The sequence below is a fragment of the Halanaerobium sp. genome (assembly GCF_003070835.1).
Genome location: NZ_QBLR01000116.1, coordinates 1 through 10,364, shown reverse-complemented (window position 1 = coordinate 10,364; position 10,364 = coordinate 1). Strand labels below are relative to the sequence as shown.

Genomic DNA, 10,364 nt, shown 5'->3' with positions numbered 1-10,364 from the left:
TTATGTGTCTGAAATGAAGAGTTTTAATTATTATTGGAGATATTTACTGCAAATTTTTTATTCTTTTTTAAGAAAAAATTGTACAAAGCAAAAAGCTCATATTAAAGAAAATATTGATTTAGATGGAGGAAAAAAATGTATCCAAAAATTTTGATTACATCATTTAAAATTCCAACAGAAAAAATGGGGGAGCAGTATAAGCTCGAGGGAGTAGAATTTTCTCTTGTAACTCAGGATTATTCTGAAGCCTTAAGTATGGCGGGTGCTTTACCTATGATTATGCCCTATATTGAATCAAGGAGCGAAGACGAGCAGTATATTAGAGAATTCCTTGATGAAGTTGATGGGGTAGTTCTGCCAGGGGGAAGTGACATTGACCCTGCACTTTATAATTCCTATCCGCAGAAGTATCTGGGAAATATTTCACCTGAGAGAGATCGCTGGGAGCTTAAAATTTTACAGATGGCAATGGAAATGAAAAAACCAATTCTTGGTATCTGTCGGGGCTTTCAACTATTAAATATTCTCTATGGAGGTACTTTAAAGGTTGATGTCTGCGGTAATAATGATGAAAGTAAAATACCTCATATGGCTTTAATGGTTCCTAAATATTATAAAACTCATAAGCTGGAAATCAAGGAAAATACAAGGTTGGCCAGGGTTTTTGCTGGCGATGAGGTAGCTGTAAATTCCTATCATCATCAGGCAGTGGATGAGGTTGGTGAAGGTTTAAAGGTTTCAGCTGTTGCTCCTGATGGATTTGTAGAAGGAATTGAAGATCCCAATTATCCATATTTAGTTGGAGTTCAGTGGCATCCGGAGATGATGGCTGCTAAAGATCCCATTCAATTAAAACTATTTAAAGATTTTGTTGATTTTGTGAATCAGACTAGAAAATAATAATAAGTAAATAATTAAGAGAGTATTTTAAGGAGGAAGTATAATGAAAAATAAGTTTTTGGTTTTATTAATGGTTGTTTTATTTATGGTTTCAGTCTTTTCTGCCGTTCAGGCTCAAGAAACTGAAAGATTTGTGATGGGGATTGAGGATGAGGTAAGTAATCTTGACCCCGGTGAAACAACTATTTCTGTTAACGAAAGAGTTGCTTCTTTATTATTTGATGGACTGGTAGAATATGGCGAGGCAAATAAAATTGTGCCGGGTATTGCAGAAGATTGGACAATATCAGAAGATGGTCTGGAATACACTTTTAATTTAAGAGAAGGCGTAATGTTCCACAACGGTCAGGAACTGACTGCTGAAGATGTGGAATACAGCTATCAGCGTATTTTAAATCCAGATTATGGCTCAGGTTTAAGAGCTAAAATTGAATCTGTCGAAAGTATTGAAGTGCTGGATGATTATACAATTAAATTTACTTTAAGTGAACCGTATGCACCATTTATTCTAGCTATGACCTTTGGTATAGTTCCAAAAGATTATGCTGAAGAGGTTGGCGACGAAGAGCTTGGACGCAGTCCAATAGGTGCCGGTCCTTTCAAAATGGAAGAATGGGATGCCGGTAACCAGATAGTTTTATCAGCTTTTGAAGACCACTGGAATAAGGTTCCAAACATTAAAGAATTAGTTATCAGATCAATTCCTGAATCTGCAACTCAGGCAATGGAACTCCGCAGTGGTGGAATTGACTTCGGTGTTAATCTTGATGTAGGACAGCTGGAATCATTTACTGATAATCCTGACTATCAGGTTAAATCTGCTGCAGGTGCTGGAATTAATTTCTTAGGCTTTAATTTTGAGATGGAGCCTACCCATGAGCGTAAGTTCAGGGAAGCTGTAATTCAGGCTGTTCCTTTTGATCAGATAATACCTCAGGTTTTCGGTATTTTAGGTGAAAGAGCATACTCAATGTTACCCCCTACACTCTGGCCGGAAGAGAGAGAATTTTTAAAGGAAAATGCCGTTGGCTTTGATCCGGAAGCAGCAGCGCAGAAATTTGAGGAATTGAAGGCTGATGGTGTGATTGCTGAAGATTATGTAGCCCAGGTCTATGTTTCAAACAGTAGACCAAATCAGGTTAAAACTGCAGAAGCAATGGTAACTGCTTTAAATCAGGCAGGACTTGATGCAGAAGTACAGGCAATGGAATTTGGTACAATGTGGGATATGCTGGGACGTGGAGAAATTGGCATGTTCTTCTTAAGATTTGTTTCTGATCCAGACCCTGATTACTGGTTATACAGATTCTTTAAATCTCCTGAGGAAGGTGGAGCTTTAAACAGAGCTTTTTATTCAGATGAAGAGGTAGATCAGTGGTTAGAAGAAGCAAGAGCAATTTCTGATCAGGCTGAAAGAGAAGAGCTGTACAACAAAGTTCTGAGAAAAGTATTAGTTGAGGACCTTGTTTTCCACCCACTTGCTCACTCTACTCAGATCTATGTAATGCAGGACAATGTTAGAGAACTGGAACCTGGAAACTCACTTTTAATTCCTCTGGTTACTCCAACATCCAATGTTTATAAGGAGTAGTTGAGGAGATTAAAAAAATCAAATCAGAATAAATAGCTTTATAAATAAAAAGATAAATCATTTAAATTACTATGCAGATAGTTAAGTCTATCTGCATAGTCTTTTTAGAAAGAGGTGAACAATTTGTTTGCTTATATAATTAAAAGACTGCTCTGGCTGATACCGGTTGTGATTGGTGTTTCTTTAATTTTATTTGGAATTATGCAGCTGGTTCCTGGAAATCCAGCCGCAATGATGCTGGGTACAAATGCAACTCCAGAGGCAGTGGAAGCTTTAAATGAAAAATTTGGTTTTAATGAGCCATTTCATGTTAGATACTTTTTAATGCTGAGAAATTTCCTGACAGGAGAACTCGATTCTATCTATTATGGAGATGAAGTAATAAATATTATCAGCCGCCGGCTAACAGCTACAATTGAATTAGGCCTACTTTCAATGATCATTGCCGTTCTGGTAGCAATCCCCACAGGAGTTATTGCTGCAGTTAAAAAGAATTCGCTATTTGATTTGGTCAGTATGTTTATTGCTACTATTGGTATTTCGGTGCCGGCTTTTTTTACAGGAATTATTTTTATCTATATATTTTCAGTCTATTTACCTTTTCTGCCTTCTTCGGGTTATGGTGGACGCATCTGGACTCTCAGCGGTTTGAGGCATTTAATTTTACCAGCTTTCGCTTTGAGCACAGTTATGATTGCTTCAACCAGTAGAATAACGAGATCTTCAATGCTTGATATAATGAAAGAAGATTATCTGGTAACAGCTCGTTCTAAAGGAGTGGCGGAAAAAATTATTATTTTAAAACATGCTTTTCGGAATGCTTTGATTCCAATTATAACTAATATAGGAAATCAGCTGGCTATGATGTTTGGGGGAGCAATTTTAATTGAATCAGTTTTTGCCTGGCCTGGGGTTGGCAGGCTGGCTGTTAGTGCAGTTGAGGCCAGAGATCAACCTCTGGTTTTTGGTTCAATCTTAATTTTATCGATCCTCTTTGTTTTAGTTAATCTGCTGGTAGATATCATTTATGTTTTTATTAATCCCCAGATTAGCTATAAATAGCAGTAGAATGAGGTGTTGAAATTTGAAAAAGAAAATAATTTTATTTATACTATTATTAATTCAAATATATATAAGTTATCAAAACTGGATTATTGAGGGTAAAATTTGGAGTAAACTGGAATATAAATTTGCTACTGTTTTTTCGGTGTTTATAATAATTTTACTTTTACTTCTGTTGTTAAAAAAGAGCTTTTTCCTCAAATTCAAGGAAAACGCCCTTTATGCAAAAATGTTCAAAGAATTTAATAAGGGTTATGGTGGTAAGATTGCAGTCATAATTCTGGCTTTAATCTTTTACTCAGCTTTTATGGCGCCTTTTATTGCTCCTTACTCTCCGACTGAAATTGATTACAGTAATATGACCTATTCAGCTCCTTCTTTAGAGCACTGGTTTGGCACAGATGATTTTGGAAGAGATATGTTTTCTAGAGTTCTTTACGGCGCTCGGATAGCTCTGGGAGTGGGTTTTGCAGCTGTTTTAGTTAATGCCAGTCTTGGTGTTAGCCTGGGCTTGCTGGCCGGTTATTATGGGGGTAAAGCTGATATGGTTATTATGCGGCTAATAGAGATTTGGAATTCTATTCCCTTTATTCTGCTTGCTCTGGCCATAATTTCTGCGCTGGGAACAGGAGTTTTTAATATTATTATAGCCGTTGGAATAACAGGTTTAATAAATTTTTCCAGGCTGACCCGCTCAATTGTATTACAGATTAAAGAAAAAGAATATGTATCAGCAGCTAAAGCTCTGGGGGCAAGTGATTTAAGAATTCTATATAATCATATTTTACCCAACTCTATTTCTTCGCTGATAGTTTTAGCTACACTGAGAATCGGTATTTCAATTTTAGTTGTTGCAGGTTTAAGCTTTTTAGGTCTGGGAATTCAACCCCCTACAGCAGCCTGGGGGACAATGTTAAACAGGGGCCAGGAATATTTGATTCAGGCACCCTGGATGTCAATTTTTCCCGGTCTGGCAATAATTATTACAGTTTTAAGTTTTAATTTGCTTGGAGATGCTTTAAGAGATGCTCTTGATCCACGCCAGCTTGATTAATGAAAAGCTATAGTTTGTAGTAACAGTATTAAAATTAATTATCGAATTTTAGGGGAGTCGATTAGATTCATGTCACAGCAAGAAGAGAGTATAAGTTATAAAAAGAAAATGGCAGCAAAATTGAATGATTCAAGTTTGAAAGCCGGTGTAAAAGATGCAGTGCCAATAATTTTAGGTTATCTTCCGATTGGAATTGCTTACGGAATGCTGGCTGTTAATAAGGGGCTAACCCCACTACAGACTACAGCGATGTCAGTTTTTGTTTTTGCAGGCTCAGCTCAGCTGGTTGCAATTGAAATGATCGCTGCTGGTGCAGCGGTGGCAGCAATAATTGCCATGACTTTTCTGGTTAACTTACGCCACCTTTTATTATCTGCTTCTTTAAGCCTTCATCTGAGGAATTTGCCGCTGTATTATTATCCTTTTTTGGGATTTCTAGTAACTGATGAGTCTTTTGCAGTGGCAATGAGTAAGCTGGAGAGTAAAAAGAAAAAGCAGAGATATTTTTTGGGGCTTGGTTTTACTGCCTATTTAGGTTGGGTTTTTAGTTCGGCTGCTGGAGCTTTTTTGACTGAATTTATTAATTTTGGCAGTGGTGGGGCGCTGGATTTTGTCCTGCCGGCAATGTTTATAGTTCTGCTTGTAATGCAGATCAGCTCCAGGAGTGAAATAATTGTTGCAGTTTTTTCCGGTCTTCTATCACTGTTTTTTGCTTTGACAGTTGAGGGAAGCTGGAATATCATTTTAGCTACTGTACTGGCAGCGTTTTTAGGGGTGTATATCAGTGGAAATGATTAATTTTATAATTATGATAGCTGGAATGGTAGTTGTGACTTTTATTCCGAGAGTACTGCCGCTCTCACTACTTGGTAATAGGGAGCTGCCTGAGAAAGTAGTTCTCTGGTTGAGCTTTATTCCAGCTGCTGTACTTGCTGCTTTACTGGCGCCTTCGATACTTTTAAAAGAGGGCAGTCTTTATTTGAGCCTGGAAAATACAGCTCTAATTGCTTTTTTTCCAACTTTATTTTTGGCCTATAAGACAAAAAACATTTTTTATACTGTCAGTGGGGGTTTAATTTTCTATTTAGGATTATCATTGATATTTTAAAATTATTTTTAAAGAATTTAAATTGGGGGATTTGAAATGGATATAAAAGTTGATTTATTTAGTGACACAGGTACCAGACCATCTCAGGATATGCGGAGATTTATGGCTGAAGCAGAGGTAGGGGATGAGCAGTTAGGTGAAGATCCGAGTGTTAATCGTCTCTGCCGGATGACCGCTGAAATGCTGGGTAAGGATGATGCTGTATATTTACCTTCTGGTCTAATGGCAAATCAAATTTCTTTTGCTGTTCATACCAGTCAGGGAGATGAAATAATTATGGATCAGACTGCTCATCCGATTCATTATGAAAGTGCTGCACTGGCTGTGATTTCAGGTGCTTCCATTAAACCACTTGCTGGAACAGGCGGGATTTTTACTGCCGAACAGGTTAAGGAAGCAATTAGAGAAAAGGATTATCACAGTCCGCAAACAAAGGTGATTTCTATTGAGCAGACAACCAATCTGGGTGGGGGACGCATCTGGCCTTTAGCAAGAATCAAAGAAATTGCAGAAATCGCTCTCGAAAATGACTTAAAGATGCATATGGATGGAGCACGAATGTTAAACGCTGCAGTCGAAGCAGAAGTTGATCCAGCTGAATATGGTCAGTATTTTGATTCGATCTGGATTGACCTCAGTAAAGGCTTGGGAGCTCCAGTAGGCTCGGTGCTTGCTGGTTCAGCAGAATTTATTGAAGAGGCTCGTTTCTGGAAGCAGAGACTGGGTGGAGCAATGAGGCAGGCAGGTATTATTGCTGCTGGTGGAATTTTTGCCTTAGAACATAATGTAACCCGTTTAAAAGAAGACCATAAGCATGCTAAAATGCTGGCAGAGACTATTGCTGATCAGAAAGGGCTGGAAATTGATCCTACTACAGTTGAAACAAATATTGTCCTCTTTTCTGTGGCTGATGGTAAAGCAGATCTTTATGCTGATGAGCTGCTTAAAAAGGGAATCAGAGTCAGCAGACTTGAGGGTAAATTGCGTGCTGTAACTCATCTGGATTTAAGTTTAGAAGATATTCGTTATGCTGTAAAACATTTTGAAAAAACTGCTAGAGAAATTTTTGCTTAAATTAAATTTAAAAAAAGGCAGGATTTTATCATTCTGTCAAGAATATTTTAATATGACTTAATTAAAAAAAAAGATAAACTTAACTTTATTAAATTTAAAAGAGGAGAGTGAGTCCAATGGAACAGGTGTATGAAAAAAAGCGTGAACAGCTTCTTAGTGATCTCAGTGATATGAGTGAAGTTGCAGAGGAAATGCTGCAGAATGTTATTAAAGCAATGGAAGACCTTAATGTTGAAAAAGCTCACGAAATAATTGAAAGAGATGATGTCCTGGATAACTATTTAATTACAATTGAGGAAGAAGTTTCGCGCTTATTAACTCTTGATCAACCACTGGCAGCTGATACCTGGTTTAGTATTGCAATGATTAAAATTGCCAATGACTTAGAGAGAATTGGAGATCAGGCAACTAATATAGCTGATATTTTACTGGAATTAAAGCATGATGGAATTATGAAACCACTGGTTATGATTCCGGAACTTGCTGATATTGTAACTGATATGCTGGATGTAGTTTTAGAGTCATTTTCAACCAGGAATTCTGATCTGGCAGAAGCAGCCTGTAGAATGGACGAAAAAGCAGATAATCTTTATGATGATATTTACCATAAAGCAATAAAAATGATCAGCAAAAAAGATGATAAGACTGAAATTAAGCAGATAGTTCAACACATCAATTTAGCTAAGGCACTGGAGCGTGTGGGAGATCATGCCACTAATATTGGTGAGGAGACTATCTTTATTGTTACCGGTAAAAGAGTTAAGTATTAAATATATTATTGATTTTTAAAGTATGGAGTATCAAAAACTAAATATTAATTACTAAATAAAAAACGGCCTGTATTTTCTACAGGCCGTTTTTCTGTAACTAGATATTATAATTTTTATTTTAGTAAAATAATACTCCACCTGGACCAATTGGTAAATTAAAGACAAACCAAATAATCAGTAAAATAGTCCACCCTATCATAAAAGCAATTGAATAAGGAACCATTGTAGATATTAAAGTTCCAATTCCAATATCTTCATCATATTTTTTAGCAAAAGCTATGATGATCGCAAAATAGGGCATCAGTGGTGTAATTATATTAGTTGTTGAATCACCGATTCGATAGGCCATCTGAGCAAATTCTGGAGAATAACCAAGCTGCATTAACATTGGCACAAAAACTGGAGCCATAATTGCCCACTTTGCCGACGCACTACCGATAAAGAGATTGATAAAGCCTGCTACTACAATAAATAGTATTATCAGCGGCAGCCCGGTAAAGTTGATTGCCTGCAGAAAATCTGCACCACCAATAGCGAGGATAGTTCCCAGTTTAGACCAGTTGAAATAAGCTACAAACTGACCGGCTGCAAAGGCAAGAGTTATATATCCTCCCATACCTGCCATTGTCTCATCTAAGAATTTAGCAATGTCATCACTATTTTTGATTGAGCCAGTTTTTCTACCATAAGCAAGACCAGGCACGAAAAAGAAAATCGCAATTAAGGGTACCATTCCCCCAACAAAAGGAGTTGAGCCCATTATTAAATTACCTTCATCACTGCGTAAAATTCCATTCTGCGGTACTGTCATAAGTAAGATGATTACAAGTGTCACTCCTAGCCAGACTAAGGCTGATTTGATTCCTGCATTTTCTTTTGCAGTAATTTCCTCTAATTCTTCTTCATGATCTCCTGTATATTCACCAAACCGGGGAGCAACAATATTTTCAGTTACCCAGGTACCAATGACTGTGACTATAAAAGTTGAAGCAACCATGAAATAATAATTGACTGTTGGCGGAATTGTATAACCGGAATCGATTAGCTGGGCAGCTTCCTGGGACAGCCCGGCCAGTAATGGGTCCAGAGTAGAGATTAGTAGATTTGCACTAAAACCTCCAGATACCCCGGCAAAAGCAGCTGCCAGTCCAACGAGTGGATGTCTTCCTTTAGCTGCAAAAATTACTGCTCCTAAAGGAACTAAAACTACATAGCCAGCATCTGAAGCAATATTAGACATAATTCCAGCAAAGATTACAACCGCAGTAATATACTTATCAGGTGCACTTAAAACTGTTTTTTTAAGTACTGCAGCAATCAAACCTGATTTTTCTGCAATCCCAACACCTAACATAGCTACCAGTACCACTCCCAGGGGAGCAAAACCAGTAAAGTTGCTTACCGCTTCAGTAAAGATTCGTCGTATCCCATTTTTCGAGAGCAAGTTGACAGCTCTAATAGTTTCTCCTGTACCAGGATGGGTTACAGCTACTTCAAATAAACTGACAAACCAGGACAGCACAAGTACAAATGCTGATAAAATGAAAAATAGAATAACGGGGTGTGGTAGTTTATTTCCTGTTCTTTCTATTCGATTTAAAAATCGATCTGTTAAACTTAAATCTTTATTATTACTTAGCATATTTTCCTCCTCTAAATTTTTATATAATTTAATACTTTAAGCAAATAAAGTAGGCGGATTATTAAGCCGCATTTTATAGTATATTAAATTTAGAGAAGTTTTTCAAATTATTTAAAAATCGATTTCGTAGTTTAAATTAAATCGAAGATATTAAGTCTTAACCAGCAGAATTTATAACTGCTCTTTTTACAACTTCAGCAGCAAGGATACCTACCTGATTAATATCAGCTTTAATTTTATTTGAGGCCAGCGTGAAAATACTGTCACCATCTAAAAGAGTATGGACAGGATAAATTGTTCTGCTTAAGCCGCTGTGAGCCATCATGGAAACACGATTGGCTTCTGATTTATCTAATAGAGCATTAGTGGCTATTACAACTAGAGTTGTGTTTTCTCTTAAAAAGCCGAGGTTTATTTCTGGCTGATTAATAATTGTCTTTTCTGTATTAATAAAATCACCAGCTTCATTTTTAGCGCCGGCAATAATCTCACCACTGTTCGGATTTTTGATATCACCAAAAGCGTTAACAACTGCTAGAGCAGAAACAGTTAAATCTCCACTTTTATGAGCGGCATGGCCGAGCACTGTTTTGGTTGCCTTATCCATTCCCATGAGCTTACCACAGGTAGCTCCTGCTGCAGCCCCAATACTATGAGCTGTTTGTGCAGAATTGCTGGCACTGGTGCAGGCCTGATAGGCCATTTTCTGATCTGGATAATTATTACTTTTGTACTCTAAATCATAGATAACTGCTGCAGGTACTATAGGTACAACTCCTCCTCCGGTTTGAAAACCGACATTTTTTTCTTTTAGATACTTCATTACTCCACCAGCCGCATCAAGACCGTAGGCACTGCCTCCACTTAAAAAGACGGCATTTGCCTGATCAACCGCAGCTCTGCTGTCTGTTAAAGCTATTTCTCTACTGCCTGGTGCTCCTCCGCGAACTTCTGCCCCAATTGTAAAGTTGCCATCGGCTAAAATCACCGTACAGCCTGTTCCCGAATCCTGATCGTCAGCGTGTCCTATTTTTATACCTTTAACAGCTGTTAAATCATTGTTCATTGATTATCCCCTTTCTAAAATTATTTATTAGATATCTACTAAACATGAATTGGTATATTTATACTCTGTCTCTTATACACATCTCCGAGCCCACGAG

The 10,364-nt window shown here is 37.4% G+C and carries 10 protein-coding genes; 8 read left to right on the top strand and 2 right to left on the bottom strand.

Translation table 11 applies throughout. From position 1 onward, the window contains the following. The first annotated feature begins 135 nt into the window (after positions 1 to 135). From CI949_RS11920 to phoU, 8 genes are all read left to right on the top strand, one after another. The gene (locus CI949_RS11920) at positions 136 to 900 is read left to right on the top strand and encodes a gamma-glutamyl-gamma-aminobutyrate hydrolase family protein (RefSeq protein ID WP_290766835.1); all 765 of its coding nucleotides are present in this window, start codon (positions 136 to 138) and stop codon (positions 898 to 900) included. A gap of 43 nt (positions 901 to 943) precedes the next feature. After that, positions 944 to 2,491 carry an ABC transporter substrate-binding protein gene (locus CI949_RS11915; protein WP_108140751.1) on the top strand — a complete coding sequence of 516 codons (1,548 nt, stop codon included), beginning with the start codon at positions 944 to 946 and terminating at the stop codon, positions 2,489 to 2,491. Positions 2,492 to 2,614: 123 nt separating this feature from the next. Continuing rightward, a complete protein-coding gene (locus tag CI949_RS11910; protein WP_133530695.1) occupies positions 2,615 to 3,553 on the top strand; it encodes an ABC transporter permease in 939 nt (312 codons plus the stop codon). A gap of 22 nt (positions 3,554 to 3,575) precedes the next feature. Next, positions 3,576 to 4,607, top strand: a complete 1,032-nt coding sequence (locus tag CI949_RS11905) for an ABC transporter permease (RefSeq protein WP_290766832.1) — start codon at positions 3,576 to 3,578, stop codon at positions 4,605 to 4,607. A 69-nt stretch (positions 4,608 to 4,676) separates the two neighbouring features. Next, on the top strand, positions 4,677 to 5,405 hold the full coding sequence (locus CI949_RS11900) for an AzlC family ABC transporter permease (protein WP_243734002.1): 729 nt from the start codon (positions 4,677 to 4,679) through the stop codon (positions 5,403 to 5,405). Continuing rightward, entirely contained in the window at positions 5,398 to 5,715 is a 318-nt protein-coding gene (locus CI949_RS11895) for an AzlD domain-containing protein (RefSeq protein ID WP_258222462.1), read from the top strand. Before CI949_RS11900 ends, CI949_RS11895 begins: the two co-directional genes overlap by 8 nt. A 36-nt stretch (positions 5,716 to 5,751) precedes the next feature. Next, positions 5,752 to 6,789: a low specificity L-threonine aldolase gene (locus CI949_RS11890; RefSeq protein WP_108140741.1), complete on the top strand. Its 1,038-nt coding sequence runs from the start codon at positions 5,752 to 5,754 to the stop codon at positions 6,787 to 6,789. Between the two features lie 116 nt (positions 6,790 to 6,905). After that, positions 6,906 to 7,559, top strand: a complete 654-nt coding sequence (gene phoU, locus CI949_RS11885) for a phosphate signaling complex protein PhoU (protein ID WP_108140739.1) — start codon at positions 6,906 to 6,908, stop codon at positions 7,557 to 7,559. 118 nt (positions 7,560 to 7,677) lie between these two features. On the opposite strand, the gene CI949_RS11880 is transcribed toward phoU, so the two are convergent. Both CI949_RS11880 and CI949_RS11875 read right to left on the bottom strand, forming a co-directional pair. Further along, positions 7,678 to 9,201, bottom strand: a complete 1,524-nt coding sequence (locus CI949_RS11880) for an AbgT family transporter (protein ID WP_108140737.1) — start codon at positions 9,199 to 9,201, stop codon at positions 7,678 to 7,680. Positions 9,202 to 9,358: 157 nt separating this feature from the next. Beyond that, the gene (locus CI949_RS11875; protein WP_108140735.1) at positions 9,359 to 10,267 is read right to left on the bottom strand and encodes a P1 family peptidase; all 909 of its coding nucleotides are present in this window, start codon (positions 10,265 to 10,267) and stop codon (positions 9,359 to 9,361) included. Between the last annotated feature and the right edge of the window lie 97 nt (positions 10,268 to 10,364).